This window comes from Vibrio sp. CCUG 15886 (assembly GCF_028570825.1).
Lineage (GTDB): Bacteria > Pseudomonadota > Gammaproteobacteria > Enterobacterales > Vibrionaceae > Vibrio > Vibrio vulnificus_B.
The window spans coordinates 262,207-280,472 of record NZ_JAQQBT010000003.1; the positions used below are offsets into that span (position 1 = coordinate 262,207).

Annotated in this window: 14 protein-coding genes; 12 read left to right on the forward strand and 2 right to left on the reverse strand. The window is 50.1% G+C overall.

Annotated elements, in window-relative coordinates; translation table 11 throughout:
* Window positions 1–2 precede the first annotated feature (2 nt).
* Genes cpaB through PQQ36_RS09760 form a run of 11 tightly spaced genes read left to right on the forward strand, consistent with a single transcriptional unit; the run spans window position 3 to window position 10,103 of the window.
* Window positions 3–842 carry a Flp pilus assembly protein CpaB gene (gene cpaB, locus PQQ36_RS09710; protein WP_011080199.1) on the forward strand — a complete coding sequence of 280 codons (840 nt, stop codon included), beginning with the start codon at window positions 3–5 and terminating at the stop codon, window positions 840–842.
* A gap of 2 nt (window positions 843–844) precedes the next feature.
* On the forward strand, window positions 845–2,233 hold the full coding sequence (locus PQQ36_RS09715; RefSeq protein ID WP_273661021.1) for a type II and III secretion system protein family protein: 1,389 nt from the start codon (window positions 845–847) through the stop codon (window positions 2,231–2,233).
* 16 nt (window positions 2,234–2,249) lie between these two features.
* The gene (locus PQQ36_RS09720) at window positions 2,250–2,819 is read left to right on the forward strand and encodes a hypothetical protein (RefSeq protein WP_013571536.1); all 570 of its coding nucleotides are present in this window, start codon (window positions 2,250–2,252) and stop codon (window positions 2,817–2,819) included.
* Window positions 2,809–3,906: an AAA family ATPase gene (locus PQQ36_RS09725; protein WP_223370819.1), complete on the forward strand. Its 1,098-nt coding sequence runs from the start codon at window positions 2,809–2,811 to the stop codon at window positions 3,904–3,906. Before PQQ36_RS09720 ends, PQQ36_RS09725 begins: the two co-directional genes overlap by 11 nt.
* Complete coding sequence (locus PQQ36_RS09730) at window positions 3,906–5,198, forward strand: CpaF family protein (RefSeq protein WP_045618835.1); 1,293 nt, start codon at window positions 3,906–3,908, stop codon at window positions 5,196–5,198. Before PQQ36_RS09725 ends, PQQ36_RS09730 begins: the two co-directional genes overlap by 1 nt.
* A gap of 9 nt (window positions 5,199–5,207) precedes the next feature.
* Window positions 5,208–6,092, forward strand: coding sequence for a type II secretion system F family protein (locus PQQ36_RS09735; RefSeq protein ID WP_013571538.1), 885 nt, complete (start codon window positions 5,208–5,210; stop codon window positions 6,090–6,092).
* Window positions 6,093–6,095: 3 nt separating this feature from the next.
* The gene (locus tag PQQ36_RS09740; RefSeq protein WP_273661022.1) at window positions 6,096–6,977 is read left to right on the forward strand and encodes a type II secretion system F family protein; all 882 of its coding nucleotides are present in this window, start codon (window positions 6,096–6,098) and stop codon (window positions 6,975–6,977) included.
* Window positions 6,978–7,024: 47 nt separating this feature from the next.
* Entirely contained in the window at window positions 7,025–7,765 is a 741-nt protein-coding gene (locus tag PQQ36_RS09745; protein ID WP_013571540.1) for a tetratricopeptide repeat protein, read from the forward strand.
* The gene (locus tag PQQ36_RS09750) at window positions 7,762–8,229 is read left to right on the forward strand and encodes a TadE/TadG family type IV pilus assembly protein (RefSeq protein WP_045596466.1); all 468 of its coding nucleotides are present in this window, start codon (window positions 7,762–7,764) and stop codon (window positions 8,227–8,229) included. Before PQQ36_RS09745 ends, PQQ36_RS09750 begins: the two co-directional genes overlap by 4 nt.
* On the forward strand, window positions 8,216–8,704 hold the full coding sequence (locus PQQ36_RS09755) for a TadE/TadG family type IV pilus assembly protein (RefSeq protein WP_045621819.1): 489 nt from the start codon (window positions 8,216–8,218) through the stop codon (window positions 8,702–8,704). Before PQQ36_RS09750 ends, PQQ36_RS09755 begins: the two co-directional genes overlap by 14 nt.
* Before the next feature lies 1 nt (window position 8,705).
* Window positions 8,706–10,103: a VWA domain-containing protein gene (locus PQQ36_RS09760; RefSeq protein ID WP_017790321.1), complete on the forward strand. Its 1,398-nt coding sequence runs from the start codon at window positions 8,706–8,708 to the stop codon at window positions 10,101–10,103.
* A gap of 150 nt (window positions 10,104–10,253) precedes the next feature.
* Here the strand turns inward: PQQ36_RS09760 and PQQ36_RS09765 are convergent, their stop codons facing one another.
* Window positions 10,254–10,841 (reverse strand): FMN-dependent NADH-azoreductase, encoded by a 588-nt coding sequence (locus PQQ36_RS09765; RefSeq protein ID WP_011150540.1) that lies wholly within the window; start codon window positions 10,839–10,841, stop codon window positions 10,254–10,256.
* A gap of 188 nt (window positions 10,842–11,029) precedes the next feature.
* A complete protein-coding gene (locus PQQ36_RS09770) occupies window positions 11,030–13,882 on the reverse strand; it encodes an Ig-like domain-containing protein (RefSeq protein ID WP_273661025.1) in 2,853 nt (950 codons plus the stop codon).
* Window positions 13,883–14,220: 338 nt separating this feature from the next.
* Here PQQ36_RS09770 and hrpA point away from each other — a divergent pair, with 338 nt between their 5' ends.
* Window positions 14,221–18,153 (forward strand): ATP-dependent RNA helicase HrpA, encoded by a 3,933-nt coding sequence (gene hrpA, locus PQQ36_RS09775; RefSeq protein ID WP_013571545.1) that lies wholly within the window; start codon window positions 14,221–14,223, stop codon window positions 18,151–18,153.
* Window positions 18,154–18,266 lie beyond the last annotated feature (113 nt).

An 18,266-nucleotide genomic window follows, 5' to 3' on the forward strand; every position in this document is an offset into this window, starting at 1 on the left:
TCATGAGTCGTTGGTACATGGCTGTTTTTGCAGCTTTGTCTATTGCGTTATTTCTCGCAGGGTTTGTTTGGTTAGATACCTCACAGGCTCAACCACCATCACAACCCCTCTCAACGGTGGAGCACAAAGCAAAAGTGCTGACCACCAACCGTGCATTGGCGAAGGGCTCGTTTATTGAGCGTGAGAGCTTGGTATGGAAAGAGGTGTCGTTGGCTGAACGCGAGAGCTTAGGAGAGGTTTTTCTCCAACCTGTATTTGAACTGGATCAGATCGCCGGCAGTGTGGCGGTGCAGTTTATTCCGGCGGACAGCGTACTGTCACCAGAGATGTTGTTAAGGCCAGAGCAGTCGGATTTTCTCTCGGCTTTAGTTAAACCGGGCATGAGAGCGATTTCGATAGAGTTGGATCCGATGGCTGCGGGGCTTGGCTTACTTCGTCCGGGAAATAAAGTCGATGTCTTGCTAACAAGCCAGTCGGAAATTGACCAAGACGCCAATGGCACGCCGATATACAACAACATGGCCGTCGAAACGGTATTACAAAACATTCATTTGCTTGCGATTGGCAATCAATACTCTCCCCATCAAAAGCCGGAGAAAAGTGCTAAAAGTTACGATCCCACTTCAGTCACGTTCGAAGTGTCTCTGCAAGATGCGGAAAAGCTCGTGCTGGCGAGCAAGTTAGGTGAATTGTCGCTCGTTTTGCGAGGTAACAACGATCAAACGGAAGTCGCGAACAAACCACTGAAGTGGGCAAAAGATATCTCTGGGGCGTATGACCTCGAACAGCAACCAACCCAATCGGTCACAGTGATCCGCGGCAACGTGAAGGAAGGACAATAATAATGAAAGTGGCAAAACAGTGGTGGTCTGTTGTGGTGTGTTGCTTGCTGGTGCCTTTGGCGCACGCAGCCAAACAGATCGATTTGGAGGTGGGGCAAAGCCGCCTGATTCCGTTGTCGCAAGAGATGCGCAGTGTTTACATCGTTGATTCGACGGTCGCGGATGTCAAAACCCCTTCTGCGCGTAGCGCATTGGTGTTTGGTGCCAAAGTGGGAAAAACCGATTTGGTGATCGTTGGTAAAGAGGGTGAAGCGATCGCTCATTACCGACTGAATGTGAAAAACAGTGGTTTGAGCCAACTCGAACGCCATTTAGAAACCCTCTATCCGTCACATCGTATTACATTGCAATCGGTGGGCGATTCGATTGCCGTCGCAGGGACGGTGGCCAGCCCAGAAATGGCGGCGGATATTTTGAGTTTGGTGAACAATTTCGCCGTAGGGCAGGTTGCCGACAAAGAGCGTTTAAAAGAGATCAATGCCGATGCCAGCCGTAAGTCGGCAAACCCACCGGAAGGCCCAGGTGGTCAGTCGGTGCTTCCTTTGGTGATCAACCAGTTGAAAATCAACGCTGCGCCGCAGGTCAACATTTCTATTCGTATGGTGGAAATGGCAAAAAGCACCAGCGAAGAGTTGGGGATCCGCTGGCAATCAGTCAATCCGAATTGGATGCTGGGCGTTTCTCCCGGAAACCAATTTGCCACGGGAATTGATCTCACCGACCCCGATAACCTCATCAAAGAATCAGCGTTTATGGGCATTATCGACGCCTTGGCCTCCAAGAGCTTAGTCAATGTGCTGGCAGAACCGAATCTTACGGCAAAATCCGGCGAAAAAGCGGAGTTCTTGGTGGGGGGAGAATTTCCTTTCCCGAGCATTGATGGCGAATCTGTCGGCGTTGAATTTAAGAGTTTCGGTGTCGGTCTTTCGGTTACGCCAACGGTGTTATCTGAAAACCGCATTTCACTCACGGTCACTCCGGTAGTGAGCGCACTCAGCCGTCAAAATTCTATCAAAATCAATGGTGTTGATGTTCCTGGGTTAGATAAGCGAACCGCAACTACCACTATTGAACTGGCCGATGGACAGAGTTTTGCCTTGGCAGGGCTACTGAGAACGTCAGAAGAAAACTCGGTGGATGCCATTCCCTTTTTAGGCGAGTTGCCAGGCGTTGGTGCCCTGTTTCGAACCAATAAGAATCAGCAGATAGAGCGCGAATTGGTGATCATCGCCACGGCCAGTCTGGTGCAGCCAACGGGTGATATAGAGTCGATCCCGACACCACTTGACCATTTCCGTGCACCAACACGCTTAGAACGTTTGCTGTTTGGTGAACTTGAAGGTCACACAGACACGCCGAAACTCATCGGTGACTACGGCTATCGCTACTAACAGGATCATAAACAAAATGATGAACAAACGATCGCATCTTTGGATGCTTGCGACGGCGGTGCTGTTGGCGGCAGGTTGCACGTCAACCTCCGAGTTTACCGAGCAACGCGAAGTGACGCTGCGCTCAAACAAGGCCATTTTACCAACCCTTGAACAATTGCTTCTCCCAACACAGCACAGATTAGAGCAAGGGGAAGTTTCGGTGCTGATTCGCACACAACAACTCTCTCACAACAGCTTGTCGCAGTGGCAACAACAGCTCAGCGACACCCTTTCTTTGCCTGTCGACATTCGTTGGCAGCAAGTGGACCAAGCACAAGTGGAGATGAAAATCGGCGTTTCGTTGCAGCCAAATACTTGTCGGTTTGAACCTCAACTGGAATTAACCGAAGCACAGTGTCGCCATCAACGTCGCCTACAAATAGCGATGGCTAATCAACATCATTATCGACAAGGGGCGCCATTGCTGATTACCGAAAGTAGCTTAGAAGTTGGTGCGGTTGAACGCTTACGCCAAGGCAGCGTGAGAATCGCCGATGACCCTGCAAAAATTACCGATGGTTCGGGAGGTGAAGGTGGAAACTAAACGCCAATCTATGATGGTTTTTGCCAAAAAGGGCGCGCAACTGACGGTGATTGAATCGGCGGTTGATCGCATTCCTCAGCTTGACTGTCAAATTCACGCGCGAAGCATGAGCGCAGCGATCTCCCATTTGGCTGAGCGTCACTGCGGAGAGATCTTGCTGCTGCAAGTTGAGCGAGAGGATTTGGAACAACTGCCTGCCTTGGCGAAGGTCACGCCTCCGGGTTGTCAGGTCATTCTGTTTGGCGATGAAATATCGCTCTCAGAATACCGTCATCTGATGCAGATGGGCATTGCGGATTACTTGGCTCTGCCACTTGACCCGACCGCGTTGCACAAAAGTTTATTGCATCTTTTGGGGATCCACGCGCAAAAGGGATTCCAGCAAGGACAGGTTTACCTTGTCAGTGGCACTAGTGGCGGGGTGGGTACCTCGACCGTTGCGGCCAATTTAGCGGTGGAGCTGGCTAAGCATCGCTCGGTCGCACTGGTGGACTTCAACCTGAATTTCACCCAACACCCTATTTTACTTGGGGTTGACTATCAACCCTCGCTTGATCGTCTGGTTCATGATGTTGAGCGAGTTGACGCCGTTTTGATTAAGCAATTTGGCCAAAATATCGGACATCAGTTGAGTCTGTTTTATGCAGAGGGGCAGGAGGAGTTATCGGTGCAGCAGCGAATCAATGTCGTCACGAAACTGAAGCAACAGTTCGCCTATGTGATTTTGGATGTGCCTCATTACTTGATTGAAAAAGTAGAGCATTTGTTGGTTTCCGCTGACAACCTTTTGCTGGTGCATGACTTCTCATTGCAGGCGGGTCGCCGAGCCGATGGCATTTTGTCAAAGCTGGATGGGTATTTGCACCATGTTCACCTCGTTGGTAATCAGAGCCGATCGAAATCGCACAAACCGTGGAGTGAGAAACAGTTGTTTGAGGCGTGGTCGATCACTCAATTCAGCGAATTGCCGTTCGACAGCAAAGCGGTGCAGGCGGCAGAGCACCATGGCGAGCCATTGGTGATCCGAGGAGGCAAGCTTGCAAAGGCAATTGGCAAACTCAAAACTCGCTTGGCGGGGATGGCGTAATGTTCGGCAATAAAACCCAAATGGTTAATGTTTCACGAGGCAACCCTCTCGTGATGCCGGAGGCGGCGCAAACGGCGTTTGAAAAGCTGATAGAACCTTCCGAAGCGGTCAAATTAACGCGCAAGCAATTGCAACAAGAGATCAAAAAAGCGGTCGCACAATTGTCGGCACAGCAGTTGCTGCCATACAACCAGAGTGAACTGGCGATTCTGGTGGAGCAGTTGTGTGATGACATGCTCGGGGTTGGCCCAATTCAATGCTTGGTGGAAGACCCCAGCGTGAGTGACATTTTGGTTAACGGACCTGAGCAAATTTACATTGAGCGACAAGGCAAGTTGTTGAAAACAGACATCCGTTTTCGCGACAAAAAACACCTGCTTAATGTTGCGCAGAGAATCGTCAACGCCGTTGGTCGCCGCCTCGATGAATCTACTCCGTTGGTGGATGCACGCTTGGAAGATGGCAGCCGAGTCAACATTATTGCACCGCCGTTAGCGCTAAACGGCGTGTGCATTTCTATTCGTAAGTTTCCAGAACGGCAATACGATCTGCCGGGGCTTGTCGCGTTTGGCAGTTTGAGTGAAGAGATGGCGCAATGCCTCGCACTCGCCGCACGTTGCCGTTTGAACATTCTTGTTTCCGGCGGAACTGGCGCAGGTAAAACCACCTTGCTCAACGCCATGAGCACGCCAATCAGCGACGATGAACGCATCATCACCATTGAGGATGCCGCAGAGTTGTCGCTGACCCAGCCACATTGGATTCAGCTCGAAACACGAACCGCCAGTTCAGAAGGAACTGGGGCTGTAACGGTGCGCGATTTGGTTAAGAACGCGCTGCGGATGCGCCCAGATCGCATCATTCTCGGCGAGGTACGTGGTGCCGAAGCGTTTGACATGTTGCAAGCGATGAACACGGGTCATGATGGTTCACTGTGTACATTGCACGCTAACTCGCCAGCGGATGCCATGCTGCGTCTTGAGAATATGTTGATGATGGGGGCAGAACAGATCCCGTCAGCGGTTTTGCGCCAGCAAATCAGCTCAGCGTTGGATCTAGTAGTGCAGCTTGAGCGCTCTCATGATGGCAAACGTCGTGTGACCGCCATTTCCGCGGTTGGCGGGATCGAGCAAGGTCAGATTGTCGTGCACCCGCTGTTTGAGTATCGCTTAGATGACCAGGGGCAGGGGGCGTATCAGCAAGGAACATTGCCGAGAAATTTACTCGAACGTGCGCGCCATTTCGCACTCGACCGCCAATGGCAAGCCTTGTTTTCAAACGAAGAGCGCTAGGAGAGAACCATGCTAGGGCTAATGTTTTTGTTCGTCTGGCTCGCGTTGGGTGCGTGGTTGATACGCACTCGACGTGAGAATGCGAAACGAGAAAAGCAGCGTCACCGCTACCTTAAACCCTTGGTATCGGTGGAAAAAAAGCGTCCGCAATGGCTCGCTTTTTACACGCGCTTGGAAACCTTATTGGGTACATCTCGCTTGCAAAAGTACCGTTTGTACTTGGTCATGCTCACTGTAGGGCTGTTTATCACCTTACTTTCACAAGGAATGGCGCCACTGACCACACTGATTTTGGTGGTGGTCATTTCCGTGATGATGACGGTGTTGGCGTTTCGCCATTTTGAGCAACTGGCTATTAACGAGTTCAACATGCAAATGCCAGACATCATCGACAGTATGGAGCGTGCCGTTAAAGTCGGTGCGCCTTTGCATGACATCTTTTTCGCGCTTTCCGAGCAGTATCAAGGCAGTGCCAAGCGTCTGTTTCTGGCGATGCATGATCGGCTCAAACTGGGTCATAGTGTTGAAAGAGTGATGCAGTTCGCCGCTCAGCAAATGCCCAGCCAAGAGTTTCGCTTCCTAACGACTTTACTGAGCCTACAAAGTGAAACTGGCGGTAAGTTGTCGCACATGCTTAAACAGCTTGGCCAAACTCTGCGTGAGCGCAGTTTAATGGAAAGTCGCGTGCGAACCATCACGTCGGAATCTCGCACCTCAGCCAAAGTACTGGCGATACTGCCACCGGCGTTGATTGGGGTGTTGTACGGCTCGGCCAAAGAGCATTTTGACTACTTGCTACGTGACGCAACCGGGCAGTGGATCTTGCTTTATGTGGTATTGAGCGTCGTCACTGGCTTGTTGTTGATTCGTCAACTGACCAAATTTAAGGGGTAGAAGATGGTCATCGCACAAATTGTAATGCTGGTTAGCGCGCTAATGCTGTTGGTGGTGACAAGCTTGTTGTGGCACAACACGAGTCAACGCAAGCGTCGTGAAGCGCGTCTTTCACACTATGTGAAACGTCAAGCGACGGCTTCGTCCTCCAATTATCCCTTGGTGCATAACTGGATCACGCAAAATGAAAAAGCGCGTTTAAGTCGCTTACTGGCGAACGCGGGTTTTCATAAACCTCAGGCGTTATCGTGGTTATTGTTGGCCAAGTTTGGCAGCGGCATTTTGGTGGCGCTCCTGCTGCTGATGCGCCAATCCATCAATGGCGAAGCGATCGTAAGCATGTGGTCGCTTACCTTGGTGCTGGTAGGGTATGTGTTGGGCGCCAATGGCCCAGAGTGGTGGTTGAACTTAAATGCGGACAGATACCGCAAGAAGCTCAAACAATCCGCCCCCGACGCGATTGATCTGTTGGTGTTGTGTGTGGAATCGGGATTGTCGCTCAACCGCGCCTTTGAACGCGTGGCTCGTTACCTACAAGAGCAACATGCGCCCATGGCGGAGCAGTTTCGCGTGACTTCAGCTGAATTGGATTTGCTGAACGACCGCACTCAAGCGCTCAATAACTTAAGCTGGCGAACTGGTATCCCAGAGTTACATACGTTAGCCACGACACTGACGATGGCGGACAAATATGGCTCGCCACTGGCTGATACCTTACGTCAAATCAGTGAAGATGCGCGTCGACAACGCGCGCTCGATATTGAAGAAAGAGCCGGTAAATTGCCGGGCAAAATCACGTTGATTCAGATGACCATGATCATGTTGCCGATGTTGGTGATGGTGATTTCGCCGATTCTTTCTCAACTTCTCGCCAGTCTGGCCTAGCTTCAATGTTGGACCGCAGTACCTCTGTGCTCCTTTAGGAACAAACCATGAAATTTGCCTCAAAACTTATTCTTTCCGTTGTCAGCATTTTGCTCGTGGGATGCGCTGCGCCAGCATCGCAACCCAGCGCAGAATCACTCAACAGCTTGGCCGATACCGCGTTTGAGTATGCACGTTACGATTCTGCCAAAAGCAAGTATCAACAAGTGCTTGATGTGTATCCTGAACAACCGCATGCACGCTTGATGCTGGCGCGCATCGATCTCTTGCAAGATCGGCCGCATGCGGCGCAAAGTCAATTGCAGCAACTGCTGACAGAAAATGCCGACAATGCGGCGGAAGCGGCGTTCATTCTTGGCCGTTATCAGCTCAATCAGGGGGATGCACTCAGCGCCAGCAATTATCTTCAACAAGGCCTCGTATTGGATGAGCAGCACGCAGGGCTGCACAATTTGCTTGCGATTGCCCTAGATGAGCAACAACGCACGGCGCAGGCCAAACAGCATTTCCTCCGTGCCATGGAACTGGAGCCCGATAGCAAAAGTTTTCGCGTTAACCTCTCGTTTCACTATTTATTGCAAGGGCAGTTCAAGCAAGCACAGTTGTTATTGCAACCGCTGATGAAAGGCAATCAAGTGCCGGACTTCGTCACGCAACATTACGCCTTAGTGTTGTTGGCACAACAACAAGAACAACAAGCGTTTGCGCTGCTCAGTCGCAGTATGTCAGAACAACAAGCGGAGCATGATATCGCTCTGTTGAAGCAGCAGTTGAGTCGTTTGCAATGAGAAGCCGTCAATCTCAAAACGGCAGTGTCAGCGTGGAAGCGGCGCTGATCATGCCGGTGCTGTTAGCGCTGGTTTTGCTCTTTTTCGAAATTGGCCGCGTGCAGTGGCATTTTTCATCCCTCGATCATGCGGTTCAGCAAGCGAGGCGGGCAACCCAGCTCAAGCAAGAGGCTGATCCGAACGCGCTCATTGAACATTTTTCGCAACAGTTGCTGTTACACAGTCCGGAGTTAACCAGTGAAGCCACCATAGAGCCTCAATGGCACCCTTCGATTGCACAATGGCTCGGCGTGGCCGCAATCGAGGAAACGACACAGGTGCGATTGCAACAAGGGGTGATCGTATTGACGGTAACACTCTCATTACCCGCGTTAGCGATTCCTCTGTTGAGTGAACGCGAGATGACGTACACCTACCGAAACCAAGTGGCCTTAATTCCGGAGAAAGCGTTTGAAACTGAATAGACTCTCTCGCCGCTGTGTTCAAACTGGCAGTGTGGCGGTAGAAGCATTGATGTTTATCCCTTTGTTGCTGGTGATGGCGCTGGCGTTTGTCGATCTCACTTCGCTGATTCGCAGTAACGATAAAGTGCAAGATATCAGCCATACCTTGGTTCGAGCGATCTCAATGCAGGATATCCAAGATGGCAATGAACTGCGCGGATGGATGCCCGCCTATCTCCAGCAGGCGGAACAGCTAATGGCCAAGCCCGGCTCTGTGCTCGGAGTCAAAGTCCAGTTTCTCTCTGAGCAAAACAGCTTTGTGCTGGCAGAAGGGGCGTGCCAGCCACCAGAGCTGCAAGCGGAGCTGACCGAGGTGGATCTGTGGATGGTGAGTGTGTGTTACCAACCTGCACCCAAAGACTTATTGTCACGTGTATTGGTGCTGTTGAGTGAACAGCAATCTCTTGTTAGCCATGCGATTTACAAAAGGAGATAACATGCGCAAGCAAACGGGTGGAATTTCGGTGTTCATGTTGGTCTTGTTGATGAGCATGTTGGTGTTTGCCGCGTGGGTGATGGATGTGATGCGTATCTACAGTGTGCATAACCAAATGGCGAACGCGACGGATGCCGCACTCGCGTCGGCGATCATCAGTGAGGTGCCAGAAAGTACGGCGGTGGAACTGCTGCATGCCAACCTTACCTCCGGAGCGGCAAGCCCTTATGTGGAAGAGGTGCGTCTGACTCATCTGCGTGATGAGCAAGAGGAAAGTTTGCAAGTGGTGTTGGATTTTGTGCCCAACTCGCTCAACATCGCGGCGCAAGAGAGTGTGCCGATCCGCACCAACGCCAAAGCGGGCATCAGTAGCAACAAAGCGGAAATCGTCTTTATGCTCGATGTTTCCAACTCGATGTCTGGTGAGCCGATGAACAAAACCAAAGAGGCGTTGCTGGCCTTTGCGGACAAGCTTTACGCTCGTGGTAACCGCAATCAAAATTACGTGGTCAGCATTGTGCCCGCGTCAGGTAACGTCAATACCGGGCCGATGGAAGAAATCTATCTGGGTTCGTTTCGCCGCTACGATCACGCGCAAGTCAAACGTGAAAATCGTTGGAGTGACATGTTCGATAGAGCCAGTGGGCGAACGCCAGCCGTACCGGGAAGACAACGTAACGCGATGTGCCGCGATCTTGATTTTGAGGGAAACAATCCCGCGACGTTAGGCTTACGTTATTTTCGTAACCTCGAGAAAGCGCCTCAGTTTGCCAGCAACAATTCAAAGCGCATTATCCGCCCAATTCACAAGCCAGCGGTACTGCACTTTGATGATGGAACACCGCTGGATCCGCCTGTTTATCCGTCGACCAATCCGAGCAATAACTATCGTCCTTTTCACGAAGACAAAGCCATTTTTGATGACATCGAATGTCACGTAAATCCGATTGTGCCGTTTATCACCGAGCGTCGACACTTTGAATCCACCGTCCAACGTCTCGTGCCCGGCATGAACACCAATAATGCGGAAGGAATGGTGTGGGCGATGCGTTTACTCTCTCCGTATTGGCAGGGGATATGGGATAAAACCCGTCCAGAATTGCCACGCCGATACAGTGATGAAACGAGCAACAAATACTTAGTGATGTTTTCTGATGGCAATCATTTGATTGATCCCGCGTTTCGCGACAAAAAAATGAAGCTAATTTGTACACAGCTCAAGCAGCCAGGCCGTGGTGTTAAGGTCATGACGGTTAACTTTGGTGGAGCGGCAAGTGAACGTTTGATGCAATCTTGTGCGTCTGGTCCGGAGTATTACCACGTGGCGAGTTTGTTTAGCGTTGAAAAGGTGTTTGAGCAGATCGCAGAGCAAGTGATAAGTAGCTCGCTCATTGAGTAGCGTAAGGGAAGCAGAGCGCTAGATAAAAAAGCCCTCACATCATGTGAGGGCGTAAACAAACTGGCACGAAGTGGGCAAGGTGCTATCAATCCGTTGGTGTGCCAGGCAGTGGAATCTATACGGGTGCTGTGACGTAAGCTGTTAGCGTACTTAAGCCGTTAGCGCTGCAAGGTGCTCACTCGCTGAAGCCAGACCTTTATTGGCAAAATCGTCACCCATGTTCAGCGCTTCAGCGTAGACAAATTCAACCTCTGTGATGCCAACAAAACCCAGTACGGTTTTCAAGTACGGTGTAATGATGTCAGAAGCTGCGTCTTTATGAATTCCGCCGCGTGTTGTCACGATCACGGCTTTCTTGCCTTCAATCAGACCTTTCGGGCCTTGCTCGGTGTAAGTGAATGTCACCCCTGCTCGCGCAATCAAATCAATCCAGTTTTTCAATTGAGTCGGGATGGTGAAGTTGTACATAGGTGCCGCAATCACTAGGGTGTCTGCCGCTTTGATTTCGTCAATCAAGGTGTCTGACAGGGTCACAATTGCTTGTTGCTCGGCAGTCAACTCACCCGCAGCGCGCAGAGCGGTTGCCACCTGAAAATCCAAAACCGGCAGTGGTTGCTGCGCCAGATCGCGTACAACGATCTGCTGTTGGTCGAAATGGTTGATGAACTCGTCAACCAGTTTGTTTGATTGTGAGTAATCGCCAAGAATGCTTGATTTTAATACTAGTAAACGAGACATAGTGAATTCCTTAGATGGGTGTTCAAACGATGAAGTCATTCTATCGAGTTCATCTTAGGGATGAAGCGTTGAAATTCGCTCATCTCATTCGAAAAAACTGAATGAGTTATTGCTAATGTAGTCGTGGCGTTAAATACGACAGAGATAAAGAAAAAGAGCCGCAGATGCGGCTCTAGAGAGGCAGACGATTACTGGTTTTGTTCGATCATTTGATTGAAGTAATCCACTTGTTCTGCCATTGAAAGGCTTTCAGTATTGGAACCTAAGGTCCAGATAAAGAAGCCGCCATAGCCATTCTGTTTTTGCCAACGTGCACGCTCAATGTTGTTTGCGCGGGTTTCCACAAAGCGCCCGTTTGGTCCCCATTGGCTGTTGATGGTCGCCCCAAGGATGATTTTCGACGGATCGCCTACGTGCTCAGCATAGTTGGCCATTGCCACGTCATATCGGAAGTTTTCCCCCGCGTCATAGGCCATCACATTGAAGAAATCGATGCTCTGTTTGGTGTTTTGCAACAAAGAGATCACTTCACCGTGATGAATAGAGCGTGCAGGTTCAATAAATGAGCAGTTCTCAAACACCGCTGGGTTTGAACACGCTTCTGGATCCGCACCGACGTGATAGGTGGTCAGTGAGAGCAGCTTGCTGTCGCCCACTTGAGCACGAATACGTTGAATCAGGTCTTCCAAATTGCGATTCGATTGTTCGGTCAAACGCGCGGTCGTCTCGTAGTCGAAGTCGATACCATCAATAGAAACGTAACCTGCCAGCTGATACTTGCTGTAGTCACATTGGCCGCTCCAATCGGTCGCCAAACACTCGCCAACCATCTCTTCCGGTTTCAAATTGCGTTTGTAAACTGGGTAAGGTTGGTTCATCAGTTTCACCAAACTGTTGGCGATATTCTGACGGCCTTGCTCGGTCGCCATGTCGTTCCACATGCTTTCGTAGGTCGCGCCGCCAAAGGCCACCATCATCGCTTTGCGCGGTTGGGCATGTTTGAGTTCCGTCCACGATTGATACGTTGGTGACATCCAATCGGAGTTGTAGCTTGGGGTCAGCATGTCGTCACTGATTTGGATATTGCCGGCGCTGTCCCACTTACCAAAGGAGAGGAAGTAAGCATCACCCTGAGAGCGTTGAAGCTCTTCGATGTTGGTCAAACCCCAAGAGGTAAGATAGGTGATGCTGCGATCTGGGTTGTCACGCAAGCCAGTATCGGGCTTGGCTTCTTTGACTTCGATGTGCGAAACCACCGAAGTTTGCTCGTTGCCTTTGGAATCCGTCGCGATTGCATAAAGCTGATGTTGGCCAAGCTGTGCCCCTAACCACTCATGTTGGTATGGGCTTTGTGTAACCGTCGCAATCAGCAGGTCATCGGCGTAGAAACGCACTTGCGTGACTTCTCCGACAAAACTCGACGCATCGGCGGTCAACGTGATCGCACGGCCTTGAGTAAAGACCGAACCATCGCTTGGTGAGGTGAGCCCTACAACCAGTGTTTTATCCGTGATTGCCAAGGTAATTGGTGACGTTTCGCTGTTCGCGCCTTTGTCGTCATAGGCCATCGCCGTCAATTGGTACATGCCCTCAGCTTGCCCCGCGATTGTGAGGCGATAAGTGTCAACACCTTGTTGCCCGTCAGCGGTTGCCACCACTTTTCCATTAAGTAGCACGTCGACTTTTTCGATATCACCGTCTTGGTCAGTCGCGGTTAACATGACATCGAATGGTTGGTTTGGTGTGAGGCGATCGCCATGCGATGGTGAAAGCAGATCGACTTCTGGCGCGTAATTAGGATCACATTGACCGACTTGATCCCAGGCATCTTTCCAAGCGTCCGGGTAGCTCGGGTGTCCGGTTCCAGGTGCCCATACAGGGTTGCCACACCAGCCAAACACTTTACAAGAGAAAATCTCGCCGACATTGGTAACTTGATCGCCCACTTGGTAATTTACGCCATCTTGATAGCGAGGCACATCGCCACAACTGTTATTGGACTCGGTCACCGAGATGTTAACTTGCGCTACGCTTTGTAGCTTTTGTTCATCAACCGCGGTGGCCGACAGCGTCACGCTACCAGCATGGTCAGGCTGCCATTCACATTCGAAAGGCGTGCTTTCGGCAGGTTCAAATTGGCAAATCTCTACGCCATTGGCATCCAAGGTGACGCTCTTTAAATCGTCATCGGCGTCAAAGGCTTCAACCGCAATGACAATACGTTCTGTTTTCTTAAAGCTTTGACCACTTTGTGGTGTCAGGAAGCGCACTTCTGGCGCACTGTACTGGTGATCCGGAATGACGGAAACAGACACGCTTTGCGATTCCAGCTGTTTACCTGCTTGGTCAAACGCCAGCGCGGTAACAGTCTGCGTACCTGTGATGTTAGGTGTCCAGCTTTGCTGGTATTCCAGCGTGTTTTGGTCCACTTTTTGCTCGCCAAGTCGACGATTTTCGGCCCAAAACTCCACTTTGTCTGCCGGACCAGAAAGAGAAATGGAGATAGAAGTCGGCTCTGATACGGTTAGCGTGGCACCTTCAACAGGTGCAAGAATGGTGAGTTCAACTTCAGGGTCCACCGGAGGAAGAGTGCCCCCGTCGCCATTGAACTTAATGCTCTGTTCAAATTGGGCCAAATCGTTCAGTTGCCCGTTGTAACCTATGGTCAACTGAAACGATTGATTGGCTTGCAAAGTGGTTTTGACCCAATCCCCCTGAGGAAATTGAAACGTCACGATATGCCTTACACCACCTTGGATGGGTTGATGAGTGATGGCGCTGCTTGGGTAAGAAAGGTGCTCTGACGCCCATTGAACATCGTTGACCGCACTTGGCAAAACAAACTCGATGTTCGATTCACGCATGTCAATTTGGCTATCACCGGCGTTGCTCACTTGCACACGATAAGTGCTCCACCATTGGCTTTCTGAAGGCGCTTGCACGCCGATTTGCACCGTTTCTGCCAATGCCGCAGAGATTGGATTCAATGCGAACCCAACCGTGAGCATCAAGCTGGCGAGTGTTGTGGTTTTTCTGTACATGGTTTTTCCCTATTGTTTCACTTTCCAATGAGCTTGGTTTCGAAGGAAATAGTACTTCGAGATAAAACAATTTGATTGAAGGAAAATTCTTACAAATTAGTGGTTTGGCTTGTAAATTGACAACGAATTTGCAAATTCTGGTGGAATGTCACAATTGCATCTTATGCTCAGATAGAGACAAGAAAGGTCCGTTTTCTATTGGTGTTTATCGAAGTTGTTGATGTTATTGATTTGATAAATTAATAAAGCGAAAGGAGGCGAGATGCGCACTTCGCGCGGCCAGCCTCGGTGTGATACAATCCGCGCAGTTTTATCCCATGAAATGAATAGGAAATGCTTTGACTTCGTCACAGCCAAATACAGAATCCCATGCTTCTGAGCAAAAGGCTCAAGCAAACAGCGCCGCGTCATTACGCAAGGCGCTCAGTCAGTGTTTGATCAAAGATCGCTTTCGCCTGAGTAAGCGCATTGCAGGTGCCAGTAAAATTAATAAAGAATCGGCACGCAACGCGGTGTTTGATGAGATCGCACTGGACATCGCCAAATCCATGATGGAAGTGGAACAGCGCAGCCGCTATCAACCGAAAATTGAGTACCCAGAAATCCTGCCTGTTAGTCAGAAGAAAGATGACATTGCAGACGCCATTGCTCATCACCAAGTGGTGATTGTGGCGGGTGAAACGGGCTCAGGTAAAACCACTCAGCTACCAAAAATCTGCGCCGAATTAGGTCGTGGTAAGTTTGGTTTGATTGGCCATACTCAGCCACGCCGCTTAGCGGCACGCTCGGTGGCCAATCGCATTGCCGAAGAGATGGAAACGCAACTGGGGGATTTCGTCGGTTACAAAGTTCGATTTAACGATCAAATCTCTGAAAACACTCAAATTAAATTGATGACAGACGGTATCTTGCTGGCCGAGATCCAACACGACCGTTTCCTCAATCAATATGACACCATCATCATCGATGAAGCGCACGAGCGCAGCCTGAATATCGATTTTATCTTGGGTTATTTGAAAGAGTTGCTGCCACGTCGTCCTGATCTGAAAGTCATCATCACGTCGGCAACCATTGACCCAGAGCGATTCTCCAACCACTTTGGCGGCGCGCCGATCATTGAAGTGTCGGGACGGACTTATCCTGTGGAAACGCGCTACCGTCCGTTAGGTGGCGAAACCGAAGACGATCGTGACCAACTTGAAGGCATCTTTGACGCGGTTGACGAGCTGTGCGACGAAGGCTTGGGCGACATTCTTATCTTCATGAATGGTGAGCGTGAAATTCGCGATACCGCAGATGCGCTGGCCAAACGTAAGCTCAAAGATACTGAGATTGTGCCGCTCTACGCGCGCCTTTCCGCGGGCGAACAAAACAAAATCTTCCAGCCACATACTGGCCGTCGTATTGTCTTGGCGACCAACGTCGCTGAAACCTCGTTAACCGTGCCAGGCATCAAGTACGTGATTGACCCTGGTACCGCGCGTATTAGCCGCTACAGCTACCGTACCAAAGTACAACGTCTGCCCATTGAGCCGGTTTCTCAAGCCAGTGCCAACCAGCGAAAAGGTCGTTGTGGTCGTGTGCAAGAAGGTATCTGTATTCGTCTCTACTCTGAGGACGATTTCAATTCGCGTCCGGAGTTTACCGATCCTGAAATTCTGCGCACCAACTTAGCGTCGGTTATCTTACAGATGACCGCGCTGGGCCTTGGCGATATTGAAGCGTTCCCATTTGTTGAAGCACCGGATAAACGCAATATTCTTGATGGTGTACGCTTGCTTGAAGAGTTGGGCGCCATCAACAGCAACGCCAAAGATCCGAAAAAACGCCTCACCGCGGTGGGCAAGCAGTTGGCTCGTTTGCCAATTGACCCTCGCTTAGCGCGCATGGTGTTGGAAGCGCCAAGATTTGGTTGTTTGAAAGAAGTCATGATCATTGCAGCGGCCTTGTCGATTCAAGATCCGCGTGAGCGACCTTCAGACAAACAGCAATCGGCAGATGATAAGCATCGTCGCTTCTACCATGAAGATTCTGATTTCCTCACCTTTGTGAATGTGTGGAATCACATTCAGAAGCAACAAAAAGCCTTGTCGGGCAACCAGTTCCGTCGTCAGTGCAAAGACGATTACCTCAACTACTTGCGTGTGCGTGAGTGGCAAGATGTTTACTTCCAAATCCATCAATCGATGCGTGAGATGGAGTTCAAGCTCAATAGTGAACCAGGTTCTTACGATGCGGTGCACAGCGCGATTTTGACTGGCCTGTTATCGCATATTGGGATGAAAGATCAGGAGAAAAATGAGTATCACGGCGCACGCAATGCCCGTTTCCATATTTTCCCTGGCTCTGGTCTGTTTAAGAAACAGCCAAAGTGGGTGATGTCGGCAGAGCTGGTCGAAACCTCGAAACTGTGGGGCCGAATTATTGCCAAGATTCAACCGGAATGGATTGAACCACTGGCGAAGCATTTGATTAAGCGTAGCCACAGCGAACCCCATTGGTCGAAGAAGCAAGCGGCCGTGATGGCGTACGAAAAAGTGATGCTCTATGGCATTCCGATTGTGCCTAAGCGCTTGGTGAATTATGGCAATATCGATGCGTCAGTGAGCCGTGAGATCTTCATTCGCAGTGCGCTGGTGGAAGGGGATTGGGAAACCAAACACGCTTTCTTCAAACAAAACCGTAAATTGCTGCTCGAAGTGGAAGAGCTGGAGCACAAATCTCGTCGTCGCGATATTTTGGTTGACGATGAAGAGCTGTTCCAATTTTACGATCAACGCGTCGGTACGGAAGTGGTCTCTGGACGCCATTTCGACACCTGGTGGAAGCAAGCATCGAAGAAAGAGCCTGAGCTGCTGAACTTTGAAAAAGAGATGCTGTTCAAAGGCGATGCAAGCCACGTGACGGATTTGGATTACCCGAATTTCTGGCATCAGAATGGCTTGAAACTCAAGTTGAGCTACCAGTTTGAGCCGGGGGATGACAGCGACGGCGTCACGGTGCACATTCCATTGCCGATTTTGAACCAAATCGATCCGGCGGGCTTCGATTGGCAAATCCCGGGCTTGCGTCATGAATTGGTGGTGAGCTTGATTAAGTCGCTACCGAAGACGCTGCGCAAAAACTTTGTGCCTGCACCAAATTATGCCGATGCATTCCTATCTCGCGTTACTGCAATGGAAATGCCGTTGCTCGATGCTTTAGAGAAAGAGCTACGCCGCATGACCGGGGCGACGGTGCTGCGTGAAGATTGGAAACTGGATCAAGTTCCTGACCATCTGAAAGTGACTTTCCGTGCGGTTGATGAAAGAAATCGTAAACTGAAAGAGCACAAAGATCTTCATGAGTTAAAAGAAAGCCTAAAAGAGAAGGTGCAAGAAACCTTATCGAAAGTGGCGGATGACGACATCGAGCAACAAGGCTTACATACATGGAGCTTTGGCGAGTTGCCACAGGTATATCAGCAGAAACGTGGCGGTTATCAGGTTAAGGCGTTCCCTGCGCTGGTCGACAACAAAGACAGCGTAGAAATCAAGCTCTACGAAACCGAGCAAGAGCAAATCAGTGCAATGAAAGCCGGCCAACGCCGTTTGATCTTGTTGAATGTGCCATCGCCGATTAAGTATCTGCATGCGAACTTGCCGAACAAATCGAAGCTGGGCCTGTACTTTAACCCGTATGGCAAAGTGCTTGATTTGATCGACGACTGCATTGCTTGTGGCGTTGACAAGCTGATTGAAGAGCAGGGCGGCTTAGTTTGGGAGCCAGAAAAATTTGAAGCGTTGAAGGAACACGTGCGCGCAGAATTGGGCGACACGGTGGTGGATATCGCCAAGCAAGTGGAAACGATTTTGACCACGGCCTTCAACATCAACAAAAAGCTCAAAGGTAAGATTGATTTCACCATGGCATTTGCTCTGTCGGACATCAAAGCGCAAATCGAAGGTCTGATCTTCAAAGGCTTTGCCACGGAATGTGGTTGGAAACGACTGCCAGACATCTTGCGTTACATGAAAGCGATTGAGCGTCGAATGGAAAAACTGCCTATCGACCCGAACAAAGATCGCTTACATATGTTGAAGATTGAGTCGGTAGTCAAAGACTACAAAGAGCTATTGAACAAGATTCCGAAAGGATTAGCGGTACCGGAAAATGTGAAAGAGATTCGTTGGATGATCGAGGAGCTGCGAGTCAGTTTCTTCGCTCAGCAGCTCGGAACACCTTATCCGGTCTCCGATAAACGAGTAAAAAACGCTATAGAAGCTTGCTAATACGTTGTTTACTGTAGGCATATAATTTGCAGACGCTATAATAACGGATATTGATATGTCGGTCAGGTGGCAAAACCATGCCACCTGAATGACTGACTAGTAAACAAGAGAAG